At 69.4% G+C, this 26,176-nt stretch carries 26 protein-coding genes and 1 pseudogene; 8 read left to right on the forward strand and 19 right to left on the reverse strand.

The window, feature by feature from the left end; all coding sequences use genetic code 11:
- Positions 1-46: 46 nt before the first annotated feature.
- From FKR81_RS01720 to FKR81_RS01735, 4 genes are all read left to right on the forward strand, one after another.
- Positions 47-1,270 carry a glutamyl-tRNA reductase gene (locus tag FKR81_RS01720; RefSeq protein ID WP_146349084.1) on the forward strand — a complete coding sequence of 408 codons (1,224 nt, stop codon included), beginning with the start codon at positions 47-49 and terminating at the stop codon, positions 1,268-1,270.
- 142 nt (positions 1,271-1,412) lie between these two features.
- Positions 1,413-1,631, forward strand: a complete 219-nt coding sequence (locus tag FKR81_RS01725) for a hypothetical protein (protein WP_146349085.1) — start codon at positions 1,413-1,415, stop codon at positions 1,629-1,631.
- A 4-nt stretch (positions 1,632-1,635) separates the two neighbouring features.
- A complete protein-coding gene (locus FKR81_RS01730; RefSeq protein ID WP_146349086.1) occupies positions 1,636-4,188 on the forward strand; it encodes a histidine kinase in 2,553 nt (850 codons plus the stop codon).
- The gene (locus tag FKR81_RS01735; protein ID WP_146349087.1) at positions 4,185-4,838 is read left to right on the forward strand and encodes a response regulator; all 654 of its coding nucleotides are present in this window, start codon (positions 4,185-4,187) and stop codon (positions 4,836-4,838) included. The genes FKR81_RS01730 and FKR81_RS01735 overlap by 4 nt, the downstream gene beginning before the upstream one ends.
- Here FKR81_RS01735 and FKR81_RS01740 read toward each other — a convergent pair.
- From FKR81_RS01740 to FKR81_RS01750, 3 genes are read right to left on the reverse strand one after another with little or no spacing between them, the layout of a single operon-like run.
- The gene (locus FKR81_RS01740) at positions 4,835-5,581 is read right to left on the reverse strand and encodes a hypothetical protein (protein ID WP_146349088.1); all 747 of its coding nucleotides are present in this window, start codon (positions 5,579-5,581) and stop codon (positions 4,835-4,837) included. The two genes, FKR81_RS01735 and FKR81_RS01740, sit on opposite strands and share 4 nt — an antisense overlap.
- The gene (locus FKR81_RS01745; RefSeq protein ID WP_146349089.1) at positions 5,578-6,459 is read right to left on the reverse strand and encodes a hypothetical protein; all 882 of its coding nucleotides are present in this window, start codon (positions 6,457-6,459) and stop codon (positions 5,578-5,580) included. Before FKR81_RS01745 ends, FKR81_RS01740 begins: the two co-directional genes overlap by 4 nt.
- Before the next feature lie 40 nt (positions 6,460-6,499).
- A complete protein-coding gene (locus FKR81_RS01750) occupies positions 6,500-8,002 on the reverse strand; it encodes an outer membrane protein assembly factor BamB family protein (protein WP_146349090.1) in 1,503 nt (500 codons plus the stop codon).
- An 80-nt stretch (positions 8,003-8,082) separates the two neighbouring features.
- Between FKR81_RS01750 and FKR81_RS01755 the strand changes: the two genes are divergently transcribed.
- Both FKR81_RS01755 and FKR81_RS01760 read left to right on the forward strand, forming a co-directional pair.
- Positions 8,083-8,886 carry an SDR family oxidoreductase gene (locus FKR81_RS01755; protein WP_222598133.1) on the forward strand — a complete coding sequence of 268 codons (804 nt, stop codon included), beginning with the start codon at positions 8,083-8,085 and terminating at the stop codon, positions 8,884-8,886.
- A gap of 7 nt (positions 8,887-8,893) precedes the next feature.
- The gene (locus FKR81_RS01760; RefSeq protein ID WP_146349091.1) at positions 8,894-9,436 is read left to right on the forward strand and encodes a dihydrofolate reductase family protein; all 543 of its coding nucleotides are present in this window, start codon (positions 8,894-8,896) and stop codon (positions 9,434-9,436) included.
- On the opposite strand, the gene FKR81_RS01765 is transcribed toward FKR81_RS01760, so the two are convergent.
- From FKR81_RS01765 to FKR81_RS01785, 5 genes are all read right to left on the reverse strand, one after another.
- Complete coding sequence (locus tag FKR81_RS01765) at positions 9,408-9,815, reverse strand: DnaJ family domain-containing protein (protein ID WP_146349092.1); 408 nt, start codon at positions 9,813-9,815, stop codon at positions 9,408-9,410. The genes FKR81_RS01760 and FKR81_RS01765 overlap by 29 nt on opposite strands.
- Positions 9,816-9,835: 20 nt before the next feature.
- Positions 9,836-10,456, reverse strand: a complete 621-nt coding sequence (locus tag FKR81_RS01770) for a hypothetical protein (protein WP_146349093.1) — start codon at positions 10,454-10,456, stop codon at positions 9,836-9,838.
- On the reverse strand, positions 10,453-10,962 hold the full coding sequence (locus FKR81_RS01775; RefSeq protein ID WP_186762693.1) for an RNA polymerase sigma factor: 510 nt from the start codon (positions 10,960-10,962) through the stop codon (positions 10,453-10,455). The genes FKR81_RS01770 and FKR81_RS01775 overlap by 4 nt, the downstream gene beginning before the upstream one ends.
- 90 nt (positions 10,963-11,052) lie before the next feature.
- Positions 11,053-11,841, reverse strand: a complete 789-nt coding sequence (locus FKR81_RS01780; RefSeq protein ID WP_146349095.1) for a siderophore-interacting protein — start codon at positions 11,839-11,841, stop codon at positions 11,053-11,055.
- Positions 11,838-14,096 (reverse strand): ATP-binding cassette domain-containing protein, encoded by a 2,259-nt coding sequence (locus tag FKR81_RS01785; protein WP_146349096.1) that lies wholly within the window; start codon positions 14,094-14,096, stop codon positions 11,838-11,840. Before FKR81_RS01785 ends, FKR81_RS01780 begins: the two co-directional genes overlap by 4 nt.
- A 72-nt stretch (positions 14,097-14,168) precedes the next feature.
- On the opposite strand from FKR81_RS01785, the gene FKR81_RS01790 reads away from it, so the two are divergent.
- Entirely contained in the window at positions 14,169-14,960 is a 792-nt protein-coding gene (locus FKR81_RS01790; protein WP_146349097.1) for a TetR/AcrR family transcriptional regulator, read from the forward strand.
- 206 nt (positions 14,961-15,166) lie between these two features.
- Here FKR81_RS01790 and FKR81_RS01795 read toward each other — a convergent pair whose 3' ends face one another.
- The 7 genes and pseudogenes from FKR81_RS01795 to FKR81_RS45930 all read right to left on the reverse strand — a co-directional run.
- Entirely contained in the window at positions 15,167-16,189 is a 1,023-nt protein-coding gene (locus FKR81_RS01795) for a beta propeller repeat protein (RefSeq protein ID WP_146349098.1), read from the reverse strand.
- A 70-nt stretch (positions 16,190-16,259) separates the two neighbouring features.
- Positions 16,260-18,437 (reverse strand): terpene synthase family protein, encoded by a 2,178-nt coding sequence (locus FKR81_RS01800; RefSeq protein ID WP_146349183.1) that lies wholly within the window; start codon positions 18,435-18,437, stop codon positions 16,260-16,262.
- A gap of 105 nt (positions 18,438-18,542) precedes the next feature.
- Positions 18,543-19,739, reverse strand: coding sequence for an MFS transporter (locus FKR81_RS01805; RefSeq protein WP_222598134.1), 1,197 nt, complete (start codon positions 19,737-19,739; stop codon positions 18,543-18,545).
- On the reverse strand, positions 19,730-20,056 hold the full coding sequence (locus tag FKR81_RS01810; RefSeq protein WP_146349099.1) for a hypothetical protein: 327 nt from the start codon (positions 20,054-20,056) through the stop codon (positions 19,730-19,732). The genes FKR81_RS01805 and FKR81_RS01810 overlap by 10 nt, the downstream gene beginning before the upstream one ends.
- Positions 20,057-20,065: 9 nt before the next feature.
- Positions 20,066-20,227, reverse strand: a complete 162-nt coding sequence (locus tag FKR81_RS43205) for a hypothetical protein (RefSeq protein ID WP_186762706.1) — start codon at positions 20,225-20,227, stop codon at positions 20,066-20,068.
- Positions 20,228-20,296: 69 nt separating this feature from the next.
- Entirely contained in the window at positions 20,297-20,671 is a 375-nt protein-coding gene (locus FKR81_RS44805) for a hypothetical protein (RefSeq protein ID WP_235921194.1), read from the reverse strand.
- A gap of 53 nt (positions 20,672-20,724) precedes the next feature.
- Positions 20,725-20,934 (reverse strand): annotated as a pseudogene (locus FKR81_RS45930) (hypothetical protein); the annotation flags it as partial.
- Between the two features lie 6 nt (positions 20,935-20,940).
- On the opposite strand from FKR81_RS45930, the gene FKR81_RS01820 reads away from it, so the two are divergent.
- On the forward strand, positions 20,941-22,092 hold the full coding sequence (locus tag FKR81_RS01820) for an MFS transporter (RefSeq protein WP_146349100.1): 1,152 nt from the start codon (positions 20,941-20,943) through the stop codon (positions 22,090-22,092).
- Here the strand turns inward: FKR81_RS01820 and FKR81_RS01825 are convergent.
- The 4 genes from FKR81_RS01825 to FKR81_RS01840 are packed head-to-tail and all read right to left on the reverse strand — an operon-like array spanning position 22,049 to position 26,175.
- Positions 22,049-23,224, reverse strand: coding sequence for an MFS transporter (locus tag FKR81_RS01825; RefSeq protein ID WP_235921195.1), 1,176 nt, complete (start codon positions 23,222-23,224; stop codon positions 22,049-22,051). The two genes, FKR81_RS01820 and FKR81_RS01825, sit on opposite strands and share 44 nt — an antisense overlap.
- Positions 23,221-23,994: a Rossmann-like domain-containing protein gene (locus tag FKR81_RS01830; protein ID WP_146349101.1), complete on the reverse strand. Its 774-nt coding sequence runs from the start codon at positions 23,992-23,994 to the stop codon at positions 23,221-23,223. The genes FKR81_RS01825 and FKR81_RS01830 overlap by 4 nt, the downstream gene beginning before the upstream one ends.
- Complete coding sequence (locus FKR81_RS01835) at positions 23,975-24,982, reverse strand: pyridoxal-phosphate dependent enzyme (protein ID WP_146349102.1); 1,008 nt, start codon at positions 24,980-24,982, stop codon at positions 23,975-23,977. Before FKR81_RS01835 ends, FKR81_RS01830 begins: the two co-directional genes overlap by 20 nt.
- Before the next feature lie 23 nt (positions 24,983-25,005).
- Positions 25,006-26,175: an ABC transporter ATP-binding protein gene (locus FKR81_RS01840; protein ID WP_235921196.1), complete on the reverse strand. Its 1,170-nt coding sequence runs from the start codon at positions 26,173-26,175 to the stop codon at positions 25,006-25,008.
- Position 26,176 lies beyond the last annotated feature (1 nt).

The raw sequence follows: 26,176 nt of genomic DNA on the forward strand, positions 1-26,176 counted from the left end.
GAACGCGTGGTGGTGGAACGAGAGCGGGGCCGCGAAAACTGGACGCATGAACCTGCTGGTCGTCGGCGTCTCGCACCGCACAGCCCCGGTTTCACTGCTGGAACGGATCGCCGTGCGACCGGACGACCTGGTCCTGTCGGGTCACGTCCGCGAGGCGATGGTGCTGTCGACGTGCAACCGCGTGGAGATCGTCGCGGCGGTCAACGGGTTCCACGGCGCGCTCGCCGAGATCGGCGGGCTGCTCGCCGCACAAGCCGGTATGGACGTGCAGGACCTCGCCGAGCACCTCACCGTCTCCTACGACGACGAGGCGGTGCGGCACGTCTTCCGCGTCGCATCAGGACTCGACTCGATGGTCGTCGGCGAGGCGCAGATCCAGGGCCAGCTCAGGGACGCCTACGCGCGGGCGGCGGACACCGTCGGGAGCACGCTGCACGAGCTGGTGCAGCAGGCGCTGAAGACCGGCAAGCGGGTGCGCACCGAGACCCGCGTCGACGAGGCGGGCCGCAGCGTGGTCACCGCGGCGCTCGAGCTCGGACTCGCGCAGTCGGGCATCACGCCGCGCCGGGGACTCGTCGTCGGCACCGGCGCGATGGGCAGGCTCGCGCTCGCGACGCTGCGCCGCGCGGGCATCGGCGAGCTGATGGTCGCCGGGCGCACGCCCGAGCGGATCGCCGCGGACCACGAGGCGGTCGCCGTGCCGCTGTCCGAACTGCACGACGCGCTGGACGAAGTGGACGTCGTCGTCTCCGCGACCGCGTCGCCCGGCGAGGTGATCACCCGCGTGCCCGCGCGGAGGATGCTGATCCTCGACCTCGCCGTGCCGCGCGACGTCGACCCGGCCGTCGCGGACGCGCCGGGCGTCACGCTGATCGACATGACGCGCCTCGGCGCCGCGCTCACGGACAGCGCGACCGACGTCGCCGCCGCGGACGCGATCGTCGCCGAGGAGGTCGACGGCTACCTGCGGTGGCTGCGCGCGTCCGTGATCGCACCAACGGTCGCCACTCTCCGCAACCGGGCCGAGGACCTCGTCGGCACCGAGCTGGCCGCGTTGCGCAGGCGGCGCCCCGAGCTGACCGAGGACCAGCGCGCCGACGTCGCGCGCACCGTGCGGCGGGTCGTGCGGCAGCTGCTGCACCAGCCGACCGTGCGCGTGCGCGAGCTCGCCGCGGGACCGGACGGCGACCGGTACGCGTCCCTCATCCGGGAATTGTTCGATCCCGAATACAACACGAACGGGATCAAACGAGCGCTTGATTTACACTGAACCGGCCGAATTTCTGCGAATAATCGTCATGTCCACTTCTTGAACTGCTCCATTCGTACTACGCTCCGATCTGGTCCGGCCCAGGTCAACCACCCGAGCTCGGACCAGGACGTACTGGCGGCCGTATGGCGGGCGGTGACGCATGAAACGCGGTCCGAATGGCAGCAATGGCGACGAGCGGCTGACGGGTCTCACCGCAGTCGTGGCGTTGTTCGGATTCTTACTGTTCCTACCGCCGCTGCTGACCGCATTCGACCGGGGAGCGCAGATCTTCAACGTCCCCGTCGTGTGGGCTTACCTCTTCGCGGCCTGGGCCGTCGTGATCGGGCTCGTCGCGCTGCTCGTCCGACGGTCGGGTTGACGCGGTGCTCCAGACCTGGTTCGTCATCGTCGTCTCCTTCGCCTATTTGGGGATCCTGTTCGCGGTCGCCTTCTACGGCGACCGCCGCGGTGATACCGGCCGCAGCCTGATCAGCGGTGGCACCATCTACGCGCTGTCACTCGCCGTGTACGCCACCTCGTGGACCTACTACGGCAGCGTCGGCCGGGCGGCCACCTCCGGCGTCGGCTTCCTGCCGATCTACCTCGGCCCGACGCTGATGCTCGCGCTCGGCTGGCTGGTGCTGCGCCGGATCATCCGGATCAGCCGCCGCAACCGGATCACCTCGCTCGCGGACTTCGTGTCCGCCCGCTACGGCAAGAGCGCGACGCTCGGCGCGCTGGTCGCGATCGTCGCGACCGTCGGCGTGGTCCCGTACATCGCGCTGCAGCTGAAAGCGGTTTCCAACACCTTCGAGCTCATCCGCAGGCACCCGGACGTCATCCCCACCGCGCAGCTCGGCCAGGTGCCGCTGCTCCAGGACACCGCCCTGTACGTGACGCTGCTGCTGGCGGCGTTCACGATCCTGTTCGGAACGCGGCACCTCGACGCGACCGAGCGGCACGAGGGCATGGTGACCGCCATCGCGTTCGAGTCCATCGTGAAGCTCGTCGCGTTCGTCGCCGCGGGTGTGTTCGTCACTTTCGGGCTGTACAACGGTTTCGGCGACCTGTTCGCGCGCGCGTCCGAGGCAGGCCTGTCGACGGTGTTCACACTCGGCGACGACACCGGTGAATGGGTGTGGCTCACCCTGCTGTCGATGCTCGCGATCTTCCTGCTTCCGCGCCAGTGGCAGATCGCCGTCGTCGAGAACGTGGACGAGCGGCACCTCAAGCGCGCGATGTGGCTGACGCCGCTGTACATGTTCCTCATCAGCATCTTCGTGCTGCCGATTGCCGCAGCGGGGTTGCTGCGGCTCGGTAACACCGTCGACGCCGACACGTATGTACTCGGTGTGCCCATGGCGGCTGGACAGGAAGCGTTGACACTGCTGGTGTTCATCGGCGGGCTCAGCGCTGCCACCGGCATGATCATCGTCGAGACGGTCGCGCTCAGCACGATGATCTCGAACTCGCTCGTGATGCCGGTGCTGCTTCGTCGATGGTCGTACCGTCACAAGCTCGCCGGTCTGATCCTCGGTGTCCGCAGGGTGAGCATCGTCGTCGTGATGCTGTTGGGCTACGCGTACTTCCGCCTCGCGGGCGAAGGCGCGGCGTTGGTCTCCATGGGACTCGTGTCGTTCGCGGCGGTCGCCCAGTTCGCGCCCGCGATCCTCGGCGGACTGTTCTGGAAGGCCGGCACGCGCAACGGCGCGCTCGTCGGTCTGTCCGCGGGCTTCGCCGCGTGGGTGTACACGTTGCTGCTGCCGAACTTCGCGAGGTCCGGCTGGATGTCGCAGTCGTTCCTCACCGAGGGCCCGTTCGGGATCTCGGCGCTGCGCCCGGAAGAGCTGTTCGGCATCAGCGGGATGGACAACATCAGCCACTCGATGTTCTGGAGCATGCTCGTGAACATCGGTGGCTACGTTGTAATTTCGTTGCTCAGCAGGCCTCGCGCGCGCGAACAGGCGCAGGCGGTGCTCTTCGTGGACGCGCTCGCCGATCCCGAACGACCGCGCTTGTGGCGCGGCCGCATACCCGTGGAAGATCTGCACGAGGTGCTGCGCCGTTCGATCGGCCGGACCGCGACAGATGAGGCGTTCGCCGAATATGCACGCGATCGGGGCATTGAGGTGCCGAGCACGGGCGACGCGGACCCGGATCTGGTACACCACGCCGAGACGTTGCTCGCGGGTTCGGTCGGCTCCGCCTCGGCACGGATCATGGTCGCGTCGATCGCTGGGGAGGAACAACTGCGGGTCGAGGAAGTCATGGAGATGCTCGACGAGGCGTCCCAGGTGGCTGCTCTCGAAGAGCGCCACCGGCTCGCACGCGAGCTGCACGACTCCGTCTCGCAGGCGCTGTTCTCCATGACCCTGCACGCCCGCGCGGTCGAACTGGCCGTGCAGAAGGAAGGCGGCGACCCGAACGGCCCAGTCGCGCGTGGACTCACCGAGCTGCGCTCGCTGACCGCGGGCGCGCTGGCCGAGATGCGCGCGTCGCTGTTCCAGCTCCGCCCGGACGCGCTGCGCGAGGACGGCCTCGCCGAGGCGATCCGCAAGCAGTCCGCGGCCATCGCCGCCCGCGAGGGCCTGGTGATCGCCGTCGAAGCACCCGAGTACCGCCTCGAGCTCGACGACCGGGCCGAGGAAGAACTGTTCCGCGTCGTGCAGGAAGCCGTGCACAACAGCGTGAAGCACGCCAGCGCCGGACGCATCGACATCATCCTCGACGAGGCCCCGGACGGCCTCGTCGTCGAGGTGATCGACGACGGCACAGGTTTCGACCCGCTCGACGCGCCACCCGGAGGCATGGGCCTCAACGGGATGCGGGAACGCATGGCGCGGATCGGCGGCGAGCTCGTCATAGACAGCAGCACATCGGGGTCGACCACCGTTCGCGCGGTGCTGCCCGACCAGTCACTAGGAGATCCACGATGACGCCCATCCGCGTGTTCCTGGTCGACGACCACGCGGTCGTGCGGCGCGGCATGCGAGCGTTCTTCGAAATGCTCGACGACATCGACGTGCAGGGCGAGGCCGCGGACGGCCAGGCCGCTTTGGACCAGTTGGCCGTGCTCGCGGCGCAGGACAACCTGCCCGACGTCGTGTTGATGGACCTCCTGATGCCTCGGCTGGACGGGATCGGTGCCACCAAAGCCATCAAGGCCCGCTACCCGCAGGTGGAGGTGGTCGCGCTGACGTCGTTCAGCGAGGCTGAACGGGTGCACGTGGCCCTGGAGGCCGGCGCCGCCGGTTATCTGCTGAAGGACGCCGAGGCCGATCAGGTGGGAGCCGCTGTCCGCGCCGCCAAGCGGGGACAGGTGCACCTGGACCCTGCTGTCGCCCGGACGCTCACCCGGTCGTTGGTCGCTCCGCAACGAACAGCCACCGCGTTGACGCCGCGGGAGCGGGAGATCCTGGTGCTCGTCGCTCAGGGGAAGTCCAATCGGGACATCGCCGACGCGCTGGTGATCAGCGAGCGGACCGCGCGGACCCACGTGAGCAACGTGTTGAACAAGCTCGGGCTGGCTTCCCGGACCCAGGCCGCTCTGTGGGCGGTGCGGGAAGGGTTGGTCACCGGGCCCTAGCCGGTGGCGTAGGAGGCGAAGTAGGCCTTGACGACACGGACTTTCACCGGTGGTGGGAACTCCTGGTTGTTGTCGCCCAGCCCGCCGACTATCGCGGTCCACGCCTCCTGTGAGCGGTTGACGACGCCGTGGGTGTCGTCGATGAGCACGAACTCTCCGTCGCGGTCGCAGTAGTAGGCGCCGTTGAGGCCGTCCGCGCGGCCCGGCCAGCTGCCGCCGTTGCGCACCTGGCACTTCGCGCCGTCGGCCAGTTCCAGGCCCCACGGCACCGGGTCGGTGGGGGCGGCCACCCGGACGACCGGCGCGGTCGACGTCATGCGCTTCAGCGTCTTCTCCCACGGCGTGGTGCCGCACAACAGGGTGGTGCGGTTCGGCGTCACCCAGCAGACGTCCGCTCTCGCCGCGGACGGGACGCACATCACGATGTCGGAGTCCATCCCCGCGCTGGACTGGCCGCAGTTCGACACCTCCTCACCGGCCAGCACGGTGTAGCCGGCGGCCGGTGTGCCCGTGCGGTCGACCGGGATCAGCTGCACCATCTCGGTGGCCCTGTCCGGATCGGGATCCGCGAGGGTGCTCGTGGCGATGGTGGTCGTGGGTGGCTCCTGGGTGGGCACGGCGCTGGGCACGGTCACGACCGCCACACCCGTCGTCGACGAGCGCATCACCGACCGGGCAACGACTATTCCACCCGCGAGGACCAGCGCGGCGATCACCGCGAGCCACGCGACGCGCTGGTTCACGGCGCGCCGCCGATCTCGGCCAGCAGTGAGCGGACCTTCTCCGGCGAGCAGTCGATCAGGTCCCAGTCGCTGGTCTTGTCACTCGCCGCCACGCCCGGCGGGTAGAGGAGGCACTGGAACACACCGGGTTTCATCCCCGGTTGCACCGCGAGGCGCGCGTACCTGCCGGGGCTGACTCGGTCGAACCCGTCGACCTTTCCGTTGAGCGGCAAGGAGACCGTCGCCTTCTTCTCGCCCGTCGCGACGTCCGCGACGATGCGGCCCGAGTAGCTGTGGCCGGTGTCGCCGAGCAGGTGCAGCTCGATCGAGCCCTGCTCGCCCGGCTGGAGGTTGAAGGCGAACGGGCCGGTGGTCTGGGTTTCGAGGTCGACCAGCTGTGCCTGTGGATCACGGTCCAGCCGCAGGTGGAGGATGGCGTTGTCGCCGTTTCCACCGTCGGGGCAGCGGAACAACATGACCGGACGCGGGTCGTACTTCTTCAGGTCCACCGCGCGGACGTTGCTGATCGCGAGCATCGCGCCGTCCTGGGCGATGCTGCGCAGCGCGATCCGCTGGTACGGCGGGACTTCCTGGCCGACCTTCGTGAGCCACTCGACGACCTTCGGCGTGCAGTAGCCGTCGTCGCCGGGCGGCATGTCCTCGAGCCGGACGTCCAGCGGCAGCACGAACTCCGTGACACCGGGCTTGTTCACCGGTTCGGCGCTCAGGCTGGAGACCTCGGTCTCGTCCTTGACCAGGTCCGGAACCGGGCCGACGACGGCCGCCACCAGGCTGACGCCCGCGATGGCCGCGCCCGCGACCAGGAACCACGGGCTCTTGACCGCGGACGCCAGCCTGCCGGACTTCTTGGACTTCTTGGACTTCCTGCGCCGACTCACGACGGCGTCATCGTGCTCACGCCGAGCGCCGTTACGGATCTCAGCCGAGCGACCACGCGATCAGGTTGCCCGTTGTGCCCGTGCCGAAGCCGCCCGAGTTGCCGTCGATCATGTAGAGCACGCCGTTGGCCATGATCGGGCTCGACCAGTGGTGCTCGCCGATCGCGCCGGTCCACACGACCGCTCCGGTCACCGGGTTGATGGCCTGGAGCTCGCGCGCCTTGAAGGTGTGCGTCTTCTCGCCACCGCCGTTGGCCGCGTACAGCACACCGTTCGCGACGAAAGCCGATGTCGTCCAGGTGTTCCAGATCGTCCACTTGAGACTGATGCGCGGGTTGCCCTGCGCGTCCACCTCGACCTGGAAGCCCGCGATGCCCTTCTCCCCCGGCACGAACACCCAGACCTTCCCGTCGGCCGGGTTGGTCCAGACGGCGCCCTGCGAGCGCATCATGCTCATGTCCGGGAAGTCGAACAGCTGCAGCTCGCCGCCGAGGTGGCCGGGCCCGCCCTTGCCGGACAGGTTGGCGATGTTCAGCAGCCTGATCTTGCGGTCCTTGCCGGGCTGCACGCCGAGGTGCGGGTACTTGGCGCTGATGTTCTTCGGCAGGATCAGCAGTCCGCCGCTGCCGATGTCGCGGTCCGACTTCACCGACGCCTCCCAGTCGGTCGGCGTGTAGCTGTCGACCGGGTAGCCGCCACCGTCGCGGAGCTGGGTGCTGCCGTCCGGCGCGAGCGCGACCCAGCTCTGCCGCCACACCTTGCCGGGCACCCAGGTGTTGCCGTTGTTGGAGCCGCCCATCTGGAAGAGCCGTTGCAGGACCGGGTCGAACGACGGGCCGCGCGCCCACGGGTTCGGGCCGCGCACGTCGCACGTGGGGCCGCCCGGCGTGCCGAAGTGGGTGTCCGGCCGGTTCGCGCAGGCCAGGCTGAACACGTGCTGCGTGCCGGTGGCCAGGTTGATCGTGGTGACGTGGCCGTTGCCCTGGTTGGACGCGTAGAGGTACGACGTGCCGTCGGTCGCGGTGCCGATGGTGAGCGCCGAGCTGGCCTTGCCGGGACCCGCCTGCTGCGGCCAGCCGCCGCCGATGATCTCGGTACCGTCGGCGACCTTCAGCTTGTGCACCATGCCGTCGTTGGTGTTCGCGTAGAGGAACTGGCGGTTCGGGTCGAGCGCGGGGCTCGCGTTGGCGATGCCGCTGCCGGTGAACGTCTTCGACCACACGTGCGCGCCGGTGCGCGCGTCGAACGCGCTGACCTTGCCGCGTTCCCCTTGCAGGTAAACGAGATCGCGCATGCCATCGGACGTGGCAACCCCGGTCAGCAGCACCGGCGCGCCGTCGGGCACGTCGTTCAGCGGTGTCTTGAAGAGCGGCTTCAACCGGGCCACGTTGTCGAGCCCGATCGCGGTCTCGAGCGTGTTGTTCGCGGACTTCGTCTGGTCGAGGCCGAACTGGAGCCAGTCGTACTTGGTCCGCGCGGCCGAGGACGGTGCGCCGGACAGCGTCAACACCACTGCGGCGATGAGCACGGGTAGTCGTCTCACGTCAGCCTCCACTCACGTGCCGAGCGGCGGCTGAAAACCTTTCCTACCGCTGCCAGGCCGTGCCTGGCAAGGTGATGCGAATGCACGCGATCATCACCGGCGGTTCGAGCGGCATCGGCCTCGCGACGGCCCGCCTGCTCTCGGCACGCGGCGCGACGGTGTCACTGCTGGCACGCGGCGCCGCCCGGCTCGAAGCGGCGGCTCAGGAGATCGGCGCGCACAGCCGCGCCGTCGACGTGTCCGACGAGGCCGCGCTCACCACGGCTCTGCAGGAGTTGGAGGGGCTGGGCGGTCCGTGCGACGTGCTGATCAGCTGCGCGGGCCTGGCCAGGCCGGGCCGGTTCCTCGAGCTCGAGCCCGCGGTGTTCCGCGAGATGATCGAGGTCGACTACTTCGGCACGCTGTACGCGATCCGCGCTGTCGCACCCGGCATGGTCGAGCGCGGGCGCGGCAGCATCGTGGCCGTGTCCTCGGCGGCCGGGCTGCTCGGCATCTACGGCTACAGCGCGTACGGCCCGGCGAAGTTCGCCGTGCGCGGCCTGATGGAGTCGCTGCGCGCCGAGCTGACCCCGCACGGCGTGCACGTCGGCGTGGTGTTCCCGCCGGACGTCGACACGCCGCAGCTCGCCGACGAGAACCGGTTCAAGCCCGCGGAGACGTTCGCGATCAGCGGCACCATCAAGCCGTTGTCTCCCGAGGCGGTCGCGGCCTCGATCGTGCTGGGCATCGACAAGCGCAGGTTCCTGATCTGCCCGGACACCGGCACCAAGCTGCTGGCGCGGCTCGGCGGTGTGCTCGCTCCGGTGCTGAACTGGTCGTTCGACCGGAAGGTGCGATCGGTGACACCTGGTTCGGCGGGTGCACGCCGGGCCGACAGGAGGTAGGAGAGTCATGCGCGTTGTCGCCACTGAGTACATCTCGCTCGACGGTGTCTTCGAGGAGCCCGGCGTGTGGTCCGGCCCGTGGTTCGGCGAGGAGTGCGGCCAGTTCAAGGACGCCGAGCTGCAGGCGAGTGATGCGTTGCTGCTGGGGCGCAAGACCTACGAGGGTTTCGCGGCCGCGTGGCCGAACATGATCGAGGAGACGGGCGACTTCGGCGTCAAGATGAACACGATGCCGAAGTACGTCGTCTCCGCCACGCTCGACAAGGTCGAGTGGGAAGGGTCCGTGCTGCTCGAGGGCGACCCGGTCGAGGCGATCCGCGAGCTGAAGCAGCGGCCGGGCAACGACCTGCTGCTGTCCGGCAGCGCGCAGGTGTTCAACGCGGCGCACGCGGCCGGCCTCATCGACCTCTACCGGTTCATGGTCTACCCGGTCGTGCTCGGTGGTGGAGCGCGTCTCTTCGCCGACGGCCTCTCCCAGGTCAACCTCAAGAAGGTCGCCACGAAGACGCTCGACGGCGCCGTCACGGTCCTGGAGTTCGAGCCCGCCTGAACTCGGCCAGCACGGCCTCCGCGTCGTACTGCACGAGGTTGAGCGGCGGACCGGACAGCGGTTTGCGGAGCGCGTCGAGAATCCTCGCGTTGATCTCCTCGACGATCCGGCGCGCTTCCTCCTCCGTCTTCGCGTTCACCGCCGCCGCGCGGGCGTCCGCCGCCTCCTTGCGCAGCTGCAAGGAGGCGGGCAGGGCCGTGCCCTCCTCTTCGCGGATCTTCTTCTTGAGCCACCACAGTTCGTCGTGCGGCTCGCCCGCACCGGGGAGCGGCTTGCCGGCGCTGGGCAGGTCGTCGAACTCGCCGCGCTCCTGAGCCTCGCGGATCTGCCGGTCGATCCACGACTCGAAGCTCACACCGGGTGGCTTGCGCTCGGTCATGTTCTCGAGCGTACCGACGGTCAGCGGGACCTGGGCGGGGCCTTGGTCGTGGCCACGCCGTCCCGCTTGAACACGATCCGGAAGTCGCCCGTGGCGATCGTCAGGTGGCTCTCGGTCGCCGACACCGTGGCCTGCTTCGCCAAGGCCAGCGCCTCCATCACGTCGCTGACGAGCACCCGCACCGGATCTTCGTCGCTGTAGCCGATCTCGGTCATGAGGCCGCCGTTGATCGCGATCACGTCAGTGCTCGCGTCGATCTTGATGTTGCACCTCAACCAGTTCACCGAGTCGTAGAGAGTCATCTCGCGGTCGTTCATGAAAGTCGCCGTTGCTTCGACGTCAGCGGGAACCGGGGTCGTGCGCCCGTTCCTGGTGATCGACTCCACCTGCCAGCGGTACCCGACGTAGTGCTGCGCGGTCGACGTGCTCGGCCCAGGAGGCGGGGCGCTGTCGTTGAGCGAAACAACGGCCACCGGTGCGGCGACCGCCACCACGGCCGCGACGCAGGCGGCGACCAGCCACTTCCTGCCGTCGGACCGCTGCGGCTCCGGCAGGGTCGACCTGCGCAGCGTCTCCGGCGTGATCTCCTCGGCGCCCTCCCGCAGCGCGGCGCGCACCCGGTCCTCCACGTCGTCCCTCATTCGACACTCCCGTCCAGAACACCACGAAGGCTCGACACGGCGCGGTGCAGTGATGCCGACACCGCAGTGGGCTTGATGCCCAGCAACTGGGCTATCTCGGCGATCTCGAGGTCCTCGAAGTACCGCAGCACCACGACCTCACGCTGCCGCTGCGGCAACCTGCGGATCGCGGTGCGGATCCGGTCGTTCTCGGCCCGCTTGACGATCTCCGCGTCCGCCGGTTCGGCGTCGGTGCGCTGCGGCGGTACCACCACCGAGCGCACGACGCGACGACGGCGCAGCACCGACCTGGACCGGTTGACCACGGCCCTGACGAGGTAGTGCTCCGGCCGCGTCAGGTCTGCCCGTCGGTTGCGCTGCAGCGCCGCGAAGACGTCCTGCACGACGTCCTCGGCCGCCTCCTGGCCGTCGACGAGCGACGCGGCGAGGCGCACCAGGTGGAGGTAGTGCTCGGCGAAGAGCACTTGCACGTCCGGTTCCGACCGCCGGTCGGTGATCAGCTCCATGGCCCCCCTCATCCCTCGAGGACCGTTTCAGGCCCACACCCCAGTAGACGCACGGGGTGCGGGCCCATCAACACGACTTCGAAAGTCAGGTCACCAGGTGGCGATCTTCTCCTGGGCCTCGGCCATGTCCTCCGGTGTCGGCGCGTCGTCCTGGGTGAGCGCGCGACGCCAGTACCCGGTGAACTCGATCGACTTCTTGTCGATGCCGCGCTCCCCCACCAGGTGCCGCCGCATCGTCCGGACCGCGCCCGCCTCACCGGCGAGCCACGCGAAGCCGTTGCTCGGCGGGAAGGTCGCCGACGACACGGCGTCCACAACGGACTCACCGGCCGACCGGTGCAGCCAGTGGACGCCGGGCAACGGCAGTTCTTCTTCTGGGGCGGCGACTTCGACGAACACGAGCGCGGACGTCCGCTCAGGCAATGACTCCAGCAGCGAGCCGATCGCCGGCAGCGCCGTCTCGTCGCCCGCGAACAGGTACCAGTCCGCGTCGCCGAGCGGGCGGTAGTAGACCTTGTCCGGCCCGTACCGGCCGATCACGTCGCCGGGTGCCGCGCTCAGCGCCCACCGCGAGGCGGGACCGGCGTCGCCGTGCAGCACGAAGTCGACGTCGATCTCGTGGCGCGCCGGGTCGTGAGCGCGCACGGTGAAGCTGCGCATCCACGGGCGTTCGGAGTCCGGGATCGCCATGAATGCCTGGTACCAGGACATCGCGTCCGCGTCGTCGAGCCGGGGCACCGCGTGCCCCGGCTTCGGGAAGCACAGCTTCAGCTGCTGGTCCGGCCACGTCTCGAACTCGTCGAGGCCTTCGCCGCCGAAGCTGATCCGCGCCATGCGCGGCGTCAGCCGCCGTGCGGACGAAACAGTCAGCATCTTCATTTCAGGTACTCCCGCAGGTGCTGGGCGGTGAGCGTGTCGCTGTCGCTCACGAGCTCGCCCGGTGTTCCGGTGAACACGACCCGGCCGCCGTCGGCGCCCGCGCCGGGCCCGAGGTCGATGATCCAGTCGGCGTGCGCCATCACGGCCTGGTGGTGCTCGATGACGATGACCGAGTTGCCGTCGTCGACGAGCCGGTCGAGCAGCGCGAGCAGCTGGTCGACGTCGGCGAGGTGCAGGCCGGACGTCGGCTCGTCCAGCACGTAGGTCGTGGCCTTCTCGGCCATCCTGATCGCGAGCTTCACGCGCTGCCGCTCGCCGCCGGACAGCGTGGTCAGCGGCTGGCCGAGTCCGAGGTAGCCGAGTCCGACGTCGACCAGCCGGTTGAGGATCGCGCGCGCCTGGCCGGTGGTGAAGAACTCGCGCGCCTCGGCGATCGGCATCGCCAGCACCTCGCTGATGTTCTTGCCGTTCAACGTGTACGCGAGCACCTCGGGCGTGAACCTCTTGCCGTCGCACTCCTCGCACACCGACGCGACACCGGCCATCATCGCGAGATCGGTGTAGACGAGCCCGATGCCCTTGCACTTCGGGCAGGCGCCCTCGGAGTTCGCGCTGAACAGCGCGGCCTTCACACCGTTGGCCTTGGCGAAGGCCGCGCGGATCGGATCGAGCAGGCCCGTGTAGGTCGCCGGGTTGCTGCGCCGCGAGCCGCGGATCGCCGACTGGTCGACCACGACCACGTCGTCGCGCTTCGACAGCGAACCGTGGATCAGCGACGACTTGCCGCTCCCCGCGACACCGGTGACGACGGTGAGCACGCCCAGCGGCACGTCCACGCTCACGTCGCGCAGGTTGTGCAGGGTGGCGCCCTTGATCGCGGCGTGGCCGGTGGGCGTGCGGAACTCGTCCTTGAGCGTGACGCGGTGGTCGAGGTGCCGCCCGGTCAGCGTGCCCGACGCGCGCAGGCCCGCCACGTCACCGGAGTAGCACAGGTGCCCGCCCGCCGGGCCCGCGCCGGGCCCGAGGTCGACGACGTGGTCGGCGATCTGGATGGTCTCCGGCTTGTGCTCGACGACGAGCACCGTGTTCCCCTTGTCCCGCAACCGGATCAGCAGCTCGTTCATCCGCTGGATGTCGTGCGGGTGCAGCCCGACCGTCGGCTCGTCGAACACGTACGTCACGTCGGTGAGGCTGGAACCCAGGTGCCGCACCATCTTCACGCGCTGCGACTCGCCGCCGGAGAGCGTGCCGGACTCGCGGTCGAGCGACAGGTAACCGAGCCCGATCTCGACGAGCGACTCGAGCGTGCCGCCGAGCGTCGCGACCAGCGGGGCCACCGCCGGGTCGTCGATCTTCCTGATGAAGTCGGCGAGGTCGCTGATCTGCATGTTCGAGCACTCGGCGATGTTCGCGCCGTTGATCTTCGAGCCGAGCGCGGCCTCGTTCAGCCGAGCGCCCCTGCAGGACTTGCAGGTCGTGAACGTGACGGCCCGGTCGACGAACGCCCTGATGTGCGGCTGCATCGCCTCGCGGTCCTTGCTGAGGAACAGCCGCTGCACCTTCACCACGAGGCCCTCGTAGTTGGTGTTCATCGTGCCGAGCTTCACCTTGGTGGCAGGTTTGAAGAAGAAGTCCTCGTGCTCCTGCGGCGTGTAGTCCTTGATCTTCTTGTCCGGGTCGACGAAGCCGGAGAACGCGAGGCTCTGCCAGTACCAGCCGTCCTTGGTGAAGTTCGGGACCCTGATCGCGTCCTCGTTGAGCGACTTCTCGAAGTCGACGAGCTCGGTGACGTCGACGTCCGACATCTTGCCGATGCCCTCGCACGCCGGGCACATGCCTTCGGGCAGGTTGAAGCTGAACGCGCCGGACGTGCCGACGTGCGGCGTGCCGACCCGGCTGAAGATGATGCGGAGCATGGCGTGCGCGTCGGTCGCGGTGCCCACGGTCGACCGCGAGTTCGCGCCCATGCGCTCCTGGTCGACGACGATCGCGGCACTCAGGTTCCGCAGCCCGTCGACGTCCGGCCTGCCGATGTTCGGCATGAACGACTGCAGGAAAGCCGTGTACGTCTCGTTGATCATGCGCTGCGACTCGGCGGCGATCGTGCCGAAGACCAGCGACGACTTGCCGGACCCCGACACGCCGGTGAACACGCTCAGCCTGCGCTTGGGGATGTCCAGCGACACGTCGGCCAGGTTGTTCTCCCTGGCACCGCGGACCTCGATCACGTCGTGGCTGTCCGCCTCGAACGCCATGTTGCATCCCCCTGATACTTTATGGTGTAAAGAGTCAGCGCGACGTTACTTTATCCCGTAAGGAGTGGCAAGTTGGTGGTCTTCGCCGGACAGGGCGACCCGCAGCGCTCGTTGCCGCTGCTCTGGCGCGTTCCCTCCACCGCCTCGCGGCCGGGCCCCAAACAGGGCCTGACCGTGGACGAGATAGTCGACGCCGCGATCGCCGTGGCGGACGCGTCCGGCATGGCCGCCCTGTCGATGCGCGCCGTGGGTGACCGGCTCGGGCGCACCGCGATGGCCCTCTACACGTACGTGCCCAACAAGAGCGACCTCGTCGACCTCATGTACGACCGCACACTCGCCGAGCTGCCCACCTCGTACGCCTTTGACGGAGGATGGCGCACCGCGGTGACGTCGTGGGCTTCCGACCTGTGGGAGTTCTACCTGCGCCACTCCTGGGTGCTGCAGGTGTCGCAGGCGCGGCCCGTGCTGGGGCCCAACGAGTTCTCCACTTTGGAGACCGTTGCCGGGATTCTGCGGTCCACCGGACTGTCCGCTACCCGGTTGCGGCCCGTCGTCAGCGCGCTGACCCACTTCGTGCGCGGGTCCGCGCAGGTGGTTGCCGAGGCGCGTGAGGCTGCCACCGCCACCGGGATGACCGATGACACGTGGTGGTACGCCCGGTCCGCTGTGCTCGAGGAGATCGCGCCCGACTTCGCCGCTCGGTTCCCCACGCTCGTGTGGCTGGAGAGCGATGGGAACTCGCCGCCCGAGGATGACACTCCCTACTTCGAGCACAAGGTGCGGACGACGTTCACCGCTGGGCTCGACGTGTTGCTCGACGGGGTGGAGGCGGCGATCGCGGCCGAGGCCGCGTCCAGCTAGGTCGCGGGTAGGTCGCGGGCGCGATGCTCGGCAACCCCCAACACACGGCGAAGTGCCTGCGGTCCGGCCCGAATCGCGGGCCGCCACAACAGCCGGCGTGTCCACCGGCACGCTGAACTGACGGGCCATCACCGGCTCCTGAGCCGCGGCGAGCACCACCGCCCCGTCTGTGGTTCGCCACGGCCGCAGGACCGAGGAGCGAGCGACTAGACGCGGATGAGGATCCAGGTCGCGCCACCGTCCGAAGTGCCGTACAGCTCGGCCACTTCGGACTGCGGGCCGCCGCGCACCACGTGGCCGTTGAACGGGTCGGTGAACGCCAGGTCGAACAGCGGCGGTCCTTCCTGGACGAACGGTGTCGTCCACTTGCCGTCGACGGCGCGGTGCAGCCAGCCCGCACCGATGCCGACCGCCGACACGACCACGGTGGACGGTGACGCGGCCGCGAAGTCGACCGTGATGCCCTCGTTCGGGCCCTGGCTCACCGTGGTGAACTCGCCGCCCTCCTTGGCGGCGCGGAGCTCCTTGAACATGTAGCCCATGCCGGGGTTCCAGCTGCACAGCGCGAACGCGAGCGTGTCGGCCGCGCCGAGCTTGGTCGTGCTGCTGACGTCGCACGGCGGCTTGGCCTCCTGCCAGCCGAGCCTGCCGTTCACCCAGTACCTGGTCTCCTCGTGCACGCGGGAGAGCACGACGTACGAGCGCCAGCCGCTGGTCGCGATGTCGCCGTCCGCCGCGCCCGTCATGACGACGCCGGGGACCGGACTCCAGGCGCCGCTGCCCGCGAGCGGCGCGCGGTAGAGGTGCGTGCTCGCCGGGCTCGACACGAGTACCAGGAACGAGTTGGTGTCCGACGCGATCGCGCCGAACGACACGCGGGTGGGCGTCGGTAAGAACACCTCGTTCCACGTCGTGCCGCCGGTGCGCGTCACGAACAGGCGCGAGCCGTCGGTGATGACGCCGGCGATCTCGTTCGCGAAGTGCACGCGCAGCCGCGAGTCGCCCGTGGGCGGCGTGATGGCCGGCGTGTTGGTGCGCTTCCACGACGCGCCGCCGTCGACGGTGCGCATCAGCACCGAGTACTTCCCGTCGACGCCGAGCGCCCACCCGCGTGACTTGGTGGTCCACGACGTCGACGAGACCTGGAAGGTGGTGACCGGATCCGCCAGCGCGGGGCCGGCCACTCCCATCGTGAGCAGGGCCGCCAAAGCGACCGCAGCACCCTTCATGACAATTCCCCCTCGTGAAAGTGCCTGCCTTCGAACGTACTCCCGAGGACCGACAGTCGAGGGCGGGCGATCAGACGGGTTGCCTGAGCCGCATGGCGGACGTCCCGAGCGGCACGGCGGCGTGACCGTTGTGCCGCAGGAGGTCGGCGAGCTCGTACCGGTGCGTGCCCTCGTGCCAGTTCAGCACTCCGGCCAGCCAGTCCTTCAGCTCGTCGGCGTACCGGGTCAGCACGGCGCGCGCTTCGGGGCTCAGTGCGAACTCCTCGAACAGCACGGGCAGCTCGACGTTCACGGTGTGCTCGAACTGCCTCATCCGCGCGTTCACCAGGTCACCGACGACGGTCATCGCGCGTTCGTCGTCGCAGTCGAGGAACGTGCGCACGACGAGCACGGCGTTGTGCAGCTCGCCCTCGAACTGGATCTCCTTGCGGAACGAGAAGATGTCATTGAGCATGGCCGCCTGGTCGGCGGCCGAGTTCTCCATGTTGCGGATCGTGCGGTGCTGGTAGATCTCCGGCGGCACGGCCGAGCCGTGCGAGAAGCGCGACAGGCTCATGGTCAGGTCGGAGCCGAACGTCCTGCGGCGCATCTCGATGTAGTCGATCGGGTCGGGAACCCGGTTCTCGTGCTGGTTCTTCAGCTCCCACACCCAGCTGTCCAGCATCACCTCGACGGTCCAGCGGAACCGCTGCCGCTGCTCCCGCGTCATCGGGCCAGCGGTCCGCCGCCACAGGTCGATCAGGCCGCGTTCCATCGAGTTCACCGGAACCGGGAACGTGCTGCCGTCGGTGGGCATGCAGTCCTTGAGCCGCTGCGTCTGCGACCGGCCCGCGGGCATGTTGGCGGTGCGCCCGAACACCACCGGGTAGTAGTCGTCCGCGTAGGTGCCCCACGTCAGCCAGGCCGCGGAGAGGTTCAGCTCCGCGAGAGTCGCGTCCGGGTCGAGGCCGGCGGAGCACAGCGGGAAGTCGTAGTCCTTCAGCTTCTCCTCGTGCCAGAGTCCGGGCACCTCACCGAAGAAGCCCATCGCGCGGCCCCACTCGACGGTGTCGCGGCGGCACTGGTCGAGGTGCGGCGACAGGGTCACCTCGAACGGCATGTAGATCTCCGCGCGCTCGACCGTCACCTCCCGCACCGGCTGCCTGGTGAACGCCCGCGCGCGCTGCGGCATCGTCGAGACCAGCGACGTGAACATCCGCGCCGCGGACGTGCCCAGCCCGGCCGGTCCGCCCAGCACGGGCGTGTCCCGCACGTCGGAGTTCATGTACCGGCTGGACCGCATGTGCCACTCGTGGCCGCCGGACTGCCAGTCCTGCAACCCCTTCACGTACAGCAGCACGGCGACGCGCCCGGCCGGGTCGATCAGGTTCTCCTCGAGCAGCGCGGGCACCTCGGTCACCGCGGTGTGCTCGAACTGGTGCAGCCGCGACGTGAGCAGGTCGTTCACCCGCTCCGCTGCCTCCTGCGTGGGGATGTCGAGGAACTTCTCGAACACCAGCACACCGTTCGACAGCTCACCCTCGTCGAGCACCTCGCGCTCGTAGGAGAACAAGTCGTTGCGCAGGTGCACGCCGTCGGAGAACGTGTCGCGCAGCACCTGCAACGGCCGCTGCTCGGCGATCACGGCGGGCAGCTCGATGTGGTGCGCGTGCTCGATGAGGTTCGCCGACCACGGCGCGCCACCCACCTTGCGGCGCATCTCGACGTACTCGATCGGGTTCGAGAGCCTGCCCTCGTCGATGTTCGCGAGCTCCCACATCGACTCGTCGAGCAGGTGCTTCGTGTTGTAGGCGAAGCGTTCCCGCCAGTCCAGCGAGTGCGAGCCGACGGTCCGCGTCCACAGATCCGCCAGCCCCTTCTCGACCGGGTTGGTCGGCTCGTCGACGATGGCACCGTCCACCGGCATGAACAGCGGCAGCCGGTCGAGGTACGCCTTGGCCCGCGCGAGGTCCGGGTTTCGCTTGTACAGCTCGACGAAGTGGTCGTCGAAGTAGAAGACCCAGACGTACCAGTCGGTGATCAGGTCGAGCATGTCGCCGTCGGCGTCGGGGTGCGTGTAGGCGCACAGCAACGCGTAGTCGTGCGACTCGAGGTCGTCCGCGTCCCAGACCGCCACGCCCTCCTGCGGCACGTCGATCATGTCCATCTCGCGCGCCCACGCCCTCGTGTGCACGCGGGCGCGTTCCAGGTTCGGGTTCAGCCGAGCCGGATGGGGCATGTAGAACTCCGGCAGCGTGAACGGCTGCATCAACCGGCCTCTCCTCAGGTGCGTCAACCGGGGGAACGCAACCAGGGCTCGGCCATCCCGGCCAATACCCGTCACCCATTTGCACACGAACGAGACGCAGCTGTCCTACGACCGGCCCAGCGGACCCAACTCCTCGTGATATTCCACTGCACGAGGCAAGGTCAGTGCTACGACAACGGTGGCCAGCGTGCCGAGGCCACCGGAGACGAGGAACGTCGTCGACGGCGACGTCGCGTCCAGCAGGAAGCCGCCACCGATGTACGACCCCGCGGCGGCGATCCCGATGGCCCCGTAGAGGTTGCCGAACACGCGGCCCAGCATCGCGGGCGGCACGAGCCGCTGGAGCAGCGTGTTGCTGGCGACGTCCATGCCCGCGATGCCCAGCCCGCGCACGGTCTGCACGGCGAACGCGAACGCCACCGCGCCGGCGAGCCCGGTGAGCAGGTTGCCGACGCTGCTGATCGCGAACCCGGCGATGAGCAACGCGGCCATCGGCGGCGAGAAGCGAGCCAGCAGCAGGTATCCCGAGAACAGGCCGATGCCGACGGCCGCCAGCAGCAGGCCGACCGCGGAGTCGCCCGCCACGAAGGTGTCCTTCGCGAGCTTGACCAGTGCGACGTCGTCGATGCCGTTGAAGAACACGACGGCGCAGAACCCGAGCGCGATGATCCGCAGCGCGGGCACCCGCCACAGCATGCGCAGCCCGGCTTTCGCCTGCCCCACCAGCGTTTCGCCGTCCGGCACCCGCGGCAGCGACCCGAGCCTGCTCAGCAGCACCGCGGACAGCAGGAACGACGCGGCGTCCACGAACAGCACGCCGCGGATGCTCGTGAACGGCACCAGCGCCGCCGCGAGCAGCGGCCCGGCGACCTCGGCGCCGTTGGTTCCGAAGCCCAGCAACGAGTTCGCGCGCGGCAGGTCGGCGTCCGGCACCAGCGCGGGCACGGCGGCACGGGACGCGGGCAGGAAGATCTGCCCGGTGATCGCCCGCAGCGCGACCAGCACGAGCAGCAACGGCAAGGCGGGCAACGAGAACGCGATGAGTGCGACCAGGCCTGCCTGCACCAGCTCACACGTGATCATCACGCGCTTGAGGTCGAACCGGTCGCTCACCGCACCGGCGAGCGGGCTGAGCAGCGAGGGCACGAAGTCGCCCGCCAGCAACAGCATCGACAACGCGATGGCCTGCCCCGCCGTGCTCTCGACGTGCAGCATCAGCGCGACGAGGCTCAGCGAGTCGCCGACGAACGACACGATGCGGGCCGTCCACAGGGTGCGGAACGGCCCCGGCATCACGGCCATTCCATGTACCACTCGTGCTGTTGCCGTTCCCAGGCCGACATGTCCGGGTACTCGTCGCGGCAGTAGCGCCGCTCGAGGTAGGTGTGGAACGCCCTCAGCTCGTCCTCGTCGACCAGGTGCAGCTCCTCGTCACCGCTGGCCTTGAGGATGAACCCGCCCTCGGGCAGGACGTGCAGCGTCGCGTAGCCGGCGGTCTTCTCCCACGGACAGGTCGTCGTGCAGTACGCCGAGAACACGACCCGGTACGCGAGATCGTCGTGCTCGTCGCGGATCCAGTCCACGAAGTCCTTGAACTTCTCTGGGAACGGCTCCTCCACGCGCGCAGCCTACGACGCGAGCTCCTCCACGATGGCCGGAAACACGTCGACCGCCGCGTCCCGTCCGATGAGGAGGTCGAGGTGCCCGTACGCGGGGAACGAGCGCACCGCGTGCGTGCGCCGCTGGCTCTCCGGCAGGAACGTGCGGTTGCGCTCCCCCACGAGGAACACGAACCGCGCGTCGGACTCGACCGGGCCCGCGTGCAGCGTCCCTGCGCGGATGTCGCAAGGCCCGCGCGCTCATGCCGCGGACCTGGCTGCCCTCGACGAGCCAGTCGACGAACGCCGGGTAGCCCGCGTCCTGCACGTACCAGCCGCGGCCGTCCGGAAGCGCACGGTGCCGGTGATCACCGGGCCCTTGCTGGGGTGGACGGGCAGGTCGGCGCTGAACATGAACCCGAGCAGGTCGCCGTTGCCGCTGAACCTCTTGCCCAACACAGGACTCAGCAACGGGAAGCGGTCGCGGTTGCGCAGCAGCAGTTCGGTGGTGCCGAGCGCTCCTGCCGCGAGCACGAGCCGGTCGCAGATGAAGAACGACGTGCGCCCGGTGCGGTGGTCGAGGTACCGGATGCCGTAGCCGCCCTGGTCGCGCGGCGCGATGTGGGTGACTCGCACTCGGTGCGCACGTCGGCGCCGTGGCGTTCCGCTGCCGCGAGGTACGTGCGGTCCATGGACTTCTTGGCGCCCTCGTTGCAGCCGAGGTTGCACTCGCCGCAGTTGCGGCACTTCTCGAACTCGATGCCGAGCGGGATGGCGGTGGGCCGCAGCATCCGTTCGACGGCGTCGTAGTGCGGGTCCAGCTCGGCAGTGACTCGTCCGGCACGAACCAAATGGTCGCGAAATCCGATCGACCGCGCGGGTGACCAGCTGATACGCATGGCCGGGTGTGGCGCTACCTGAGCTCAGCCGGACTGGCCCGGCTCGCTGACGAGATGGTCCTGTTCGCGCTGGTCCTGCTCGTCGCGGACCGCACGGAGAGCATGTTGCTGACCGCGTTGACCACGGCCGGGTACACGCTGCCCGCGCTCGTCACCGGCCCGGTGCTCGGGGCGTGGCTGGACCGCACCGAACGGCCATTGGTCGCGCTGGCCGGCAACCAGTTCGTGCTCTCGGTTGCGGCGTTCGGGCTGATCTTCGTGCCGCCGTTCGGCATGCCGCTGCTGGCGTTGCTCGCCGGACTGACGCTGCCGATGACGAGCGGCGGGTTCACCAGCATGCTGCCCAGGCTGGGCGTCGATCTGCCGCGGGTGACCGCCTACGACTCGATGCTGTACAGCGGGACCGCGATCGCCGGTCCCGCGCTGGCGGGCACGATCGCGTTCGCCTGGTCTCCTTCGCTCGCGATGGTCGTGGTGTGCGCGCTCGGTGCGATCGGTGGCGTGTGCACGCTCGGACTCGTGCTCGCACCCGCGCCGGCGTCGTCGCACGCGTCGCTGGCGAGTGCGCTGCGGGCCGGGACGCGGCACCTCGTGTGCACGGCACCGCTGCGCGCAGCCACGGTCACGTCCGTGGTCAGCTTCGTCGGGTTCGGGATGCTGACCGTGTCGCTGCCGTGGCTGATCGGGTCGATCGGGTCGGACCGGAACCTGGCCGGTGTGCTGATGGGCGTGCTCGACCTGGGCTGCCTCCTGTCGGTGCTGGCGTTGCGGCCGTACCTGGTGCGGTGGCTGCCGGAGCGGATCCTGTTCGTGACGATCGCCCTGTACGGGGTCGCGCTCGTGCCGTGGGCGTTCGCCGGGAACATCGGCTGGCTGTTCGCGTTCGCGCTGCTGACCGGGCTGGTGCAGGGTCCGACACTGACCTCGTTGATCACCGCCAGGCAGCGCTACAGCCCGCCGGACCTGCTGGGCCAGGTGTCCACGACAGGGGCGAGCCTGAAGATCGGCGCGTTCTCGCTGGGCGCGCTGCTCGCCGGTCCGCTGCTGCCGCTCGGGCCGGACGTGGTCGTGCTGGTCGTCGTGGCCTGCCAGTTCGTCGCGGTCGCCGTCGGCCTCATCGCCGGACGCGCCACGCGAACACCAGTGCCAGTGCCGTAGCCCCGCCCAGCGCCGCGGCCACACCGGCGTATCCGCCCAGCGCGAGCCCGAGACCGCCGAGCGCGGCGCCCGCGAACACGCCGAGGCTCATGCCCGCGCCGTTCAGCGCCAGCGCCGCGCCGCGCAAGAGCCCGCACCGGCGCACGACCAGGCTGACGACGCAGGCCGCCGCCGCGGCGTGGCCGGCGCCGAGCACGACCATCATCGCGATGGCGATCGGGAGGCTGTGCGTGGTGTAGAAGGCGATCATGGCGGCCAGCGCGGCGGCGATCGCTCCGATCAGGACCTTCTCGGGGTTGCCGTTCGTGTTCGTGTAGCGGCCGGCGAGGAGGTTGCCGACGAAGAACGCGCCGCCGGAGACGGACCACACGATCGCGAAGGCCGCCGGCTGGAGGTGGAACCGGTCGGCGCAGAACGCGGCGAGGTAGGACAGGTAGCCCATGAACGCCGTGGTGCGCAGCATCGCGACGGCGAGCAGCGGCAGCGCGCCGGGAACGTCACGAAGCCTGCGGAACGTCTTCAGGTAGCCGATCTTCTGGCTGCGCACCGGATCAACCTCGCGGCGCAGGAAGAACACCGCGATCAGCAGCGCGATCGCGGTGACCGCGACGAGGTCGCCCTGCCAGCCCCAGAACAGCGCGGGCAGTGCGATGACCGGTGCGGCGAGCATCGCGGCGAGCGACTGGGTCGCCGAGACCAGCGTCGCGGCCCGCGCGGCGGCCGGGCCGTCACCGAACCGGTCAGCCGCAGCGGCCGAGAGCGCCGGGTTCAGCACGGCCGTTGCCGCCCCGACGAGCAGGCAGAACCCGGCCAGCGCGAAGAAGTCGCCGCTCGCACCGAGCAGTGCGGACAGTCCGAGCAGGGTCAGGCTGCCCGCCGCCGCGAGGTGCTTCGGGACGCGGTCGATCAACGGGGCCAGCGCCACGCCGACGGCCAGCGCGGCCAGGCCGCCGAGTCCGCGCAGGCTGCCGAGCGCGGCGACACCGGCACCCGCGGCCGCGGCGATCTGCACGAGGAACGTGTTGAAGACGGTGAACGGCAGCGAGCTCACGGCCGCGGCGGGGAGGACGGGTCCCAGCGCGCGCACCATGCGCAGGTCGCTGGGAACCGGCGGGGTCGTCAGGGTGGTCATGTCTCACTTCGGTAGCAGTAGACGGTGGTGAGTTCGGCGCTGAACTGGGAGAACGGGAAGGGTTCCGCGCACAGTGCGGTCACGCCGCTGCCGAGGAACTCCCTCGCCACCGCGCTGCCCGTCTGGGCGTAGATCACCAGCGGGATCTCGCGTTCGCGGCATCGGCGGAGGATCGTGTCGAAGCTGCCGTTGCTCAGCGTCATGCCGGTCGCGACGATCGCGTCGGCGACGTCGAGCACCTCGTGCATGTCCGGTGTGACCGCCTTGCCCCACGCGGTCTCCCTCAGGTTCAGGTCGCACGGCAGGCACTCGCCGCCGCGCGCCTCGATGGCGGCGACGAGCGGGTTGACCACACCGATCAGGCCGACGCGTTTTTCCTCACCCAGCAACCCGGCGATGGCCTCGTCCCGCGCGGCGGCCCTCTCCTCGGGTGTGCCGACGGGCAAGTAGACGTGGTCGGCGGCCGACTCGCGGTGCGGTGCGCGCTCGGCGAGTTGCGCGTCCAGCACAGCGACGCGCACCGGGAGCGGCGCGGTGCGCAGGAGATCGGTGACGGTCCGGCCGGAGATGCTTGCGCACACGTCCGGATCGAGCTGGCCGTCCTCGAACGCGCAGGCGCCGAACGACGTTCCCAGGCGCACGACCGCGTAGTGGTTGCGGTAGGTGACGTCCGCCCCCGCCAGCCTGGTCGTGTTGTGCAGCCAGAACGCGCTGGTCACCACGTCGTCAGCGGTGACCGATTCCATCAGCTCAGCCACAGTCGCGGGCATCGGTGTGCTCCCCTCGGCACCAGTCCATCACGGTCCACGGCAGTGCGATCTCGTCCTGGGACGCGGCCTTCGCCGGCCTGAGGTCGCCGATCTCGGTGGTGGTGTGCTTCGCGAACGCGTCGACGTACCGGTGGCCGGTGTCGGCGGCGATCACGACGTACGTGCGGTCGCGGTCCAGTTCCCGCTCCCACAGCGCGGCCAGGTACGAGGCGCCCGCCGACAGCCCGGCGAACACGCCGCTGGTGCGCAGCAGGTCGACCGCACCGGCGGTGGCGTGGCCGTAGGACACCCAGTGCAGCCGGTCGTAGCACGCGTGCCGGACGTTGCGGAACTCGATCGACGACCCGATCCCGGCGATGATCATCTCCGGGTCGCTGGTGTGCTCGGCACCGAACGTGACGCTGCCGAACGGTTGCACGCCAACGAGTTCGACGTCCCGGTCGTGCTCGCGCAGGTAGGACGCGATCGACCCGGTCGACGCACCGGTGCCGACGCCGCCGACGATCGTCAGCGGCCCCAGCGGGATCATCGCGCCCAGCTGCCGCGCGACCTCGTGGTAGCCGAGGTAGTGGACGCTGTCGTGGTACTGGCGCATCCAGTGGTAGCGCGGGTTCTCGCGCAGGATCTCCTCGATCCGGCGCACCCGCCGATTCTGGTCGAGCCCGAGGTTCTCGGACGGCGGCATCTGCTCCAGCGTCGCGCCGAGGATCTCCAGCTGGACCTTCAGCGTGCGGTCCACGGTCGTGGAACCCACGATGTGGCAACGCAGTCCGTAGCGGTGGCACGCCAACGCGAGTGCGTGCGCGTAGATGCCGCTGGAGCTGTCGACGAGCGTGTCACCCGGCTCGACGGTGCCGGTGTCGAGCAGGTGCCGCACCGCCCCGAGCGCCGAGTAGATCTTCATGATCTCGAACCGCAGGCACACCAGTCCCGGCCGCAGCTCGATCAGATCTGGCTCCTTGGCCGCGTCGGCCACGTGCCGGTGCAAAGTTGTTGTCCCTGTCCTTGTTGTCACTGTTCCTCCAGAACGACCACGTGGTCCGCCACGGCGGCGACCACGTCCAGGTCATGACTGATCCACACCAGCGCGCTGTCCATTTCGGACAGCGTGCGCAACACCAGCTCCGTCGCCTCGTCATCGAGCGCGGTCGTGATCTCGTCGCACACGAGCACGTCCGGTCCGGCGAGCAGGGCCCGCGCGAGCGCCGCCCGTTGCAGCTCACCGCCCGACACCTCGCGCGGCCTTCTGCTCGCGGTGTCCGCGGCGACGCCGAGGCGTTCGAGCGTGTTCACCGCTTGTCGTCGAGCTTGCGACTCGGGTGCGCCGCACAGCCTGACCGCGGTGCGCGCGACCTGGTCCAGCACGATGCGGCGCGGGTCGAACGACGCGTGCACCTCCTGCCACACGTACTGGACCCTCTTGCGCTGCAAGGGGGAGCGCTGGCGCGTGAGGACGTCGTCGCCGAGCCGGATGGTGCCGCGGTAGCGCTCGTGCAGGCCCGCGATGCACCGGGCGAGCGTGGTCTTGCCGCTGCCGGACGGTCCGATGACGCCGACCCTGCCGCGTTCCGGCAGCACGAAGTCGACCTCGGGCGAGTACGCGGTGCCCACTCCGTCGACGACCAGCAGCTCGGGTCCCGGCTTCGGCCTGGTCGTGCGCGGGACGTGGCGCGGTTCGAGGATGCTCGGCGGCCCCTCTCGCTCGACCGTCCCGTCGCGCAGCACGATGACGTGATCCGCCAGCGCGTGCACGAGCTCGAGGTCGTGGCTGAGCAACAGGATCGCGAGCCCGTCCTGCACCAGCTCACCGAGCTCGTCGGCGAGCCGCTTGCGGTTGGCCGGGTCGAGACCGGTGCTGGGTTCGTCGAGCACCAGTACTTCTGGCCGCGTGGTGAGGACCTGGGCCAACGCGATGCGTTGCCGTTGCCCGCCGGAGAACTGGTGCGGGAACCTCCGGAGCTGCTCGCGATCCAGCGGCAGCTGCACCCTGGCGAGCGCCTCGGCCGCATCACCACCGTGGAGCCGTTCGAGCTCCCGGAGCGTCACCCCGACGCGGCGCGCGGGGTTGAGCACCGAACCCGGATGTTGTGGCAGGTAACCGATCCTGGCGTCGGTGGCGTCCACGAGTCTCAGCGCGGCGGTCGTCTTACCGCTGCCGGACGGCCCCACCAACGCGGTCACC

The sequence above is a fragment of the Lentzea tibetensis genome, assembly GCF_007845675.1.
Lineage (GTDB): Bacteria > Actinomycetota > Actinomycetes > Mycobacteriales > Pseudonocardiaceae > Lentzea > Lentzea tibetensis.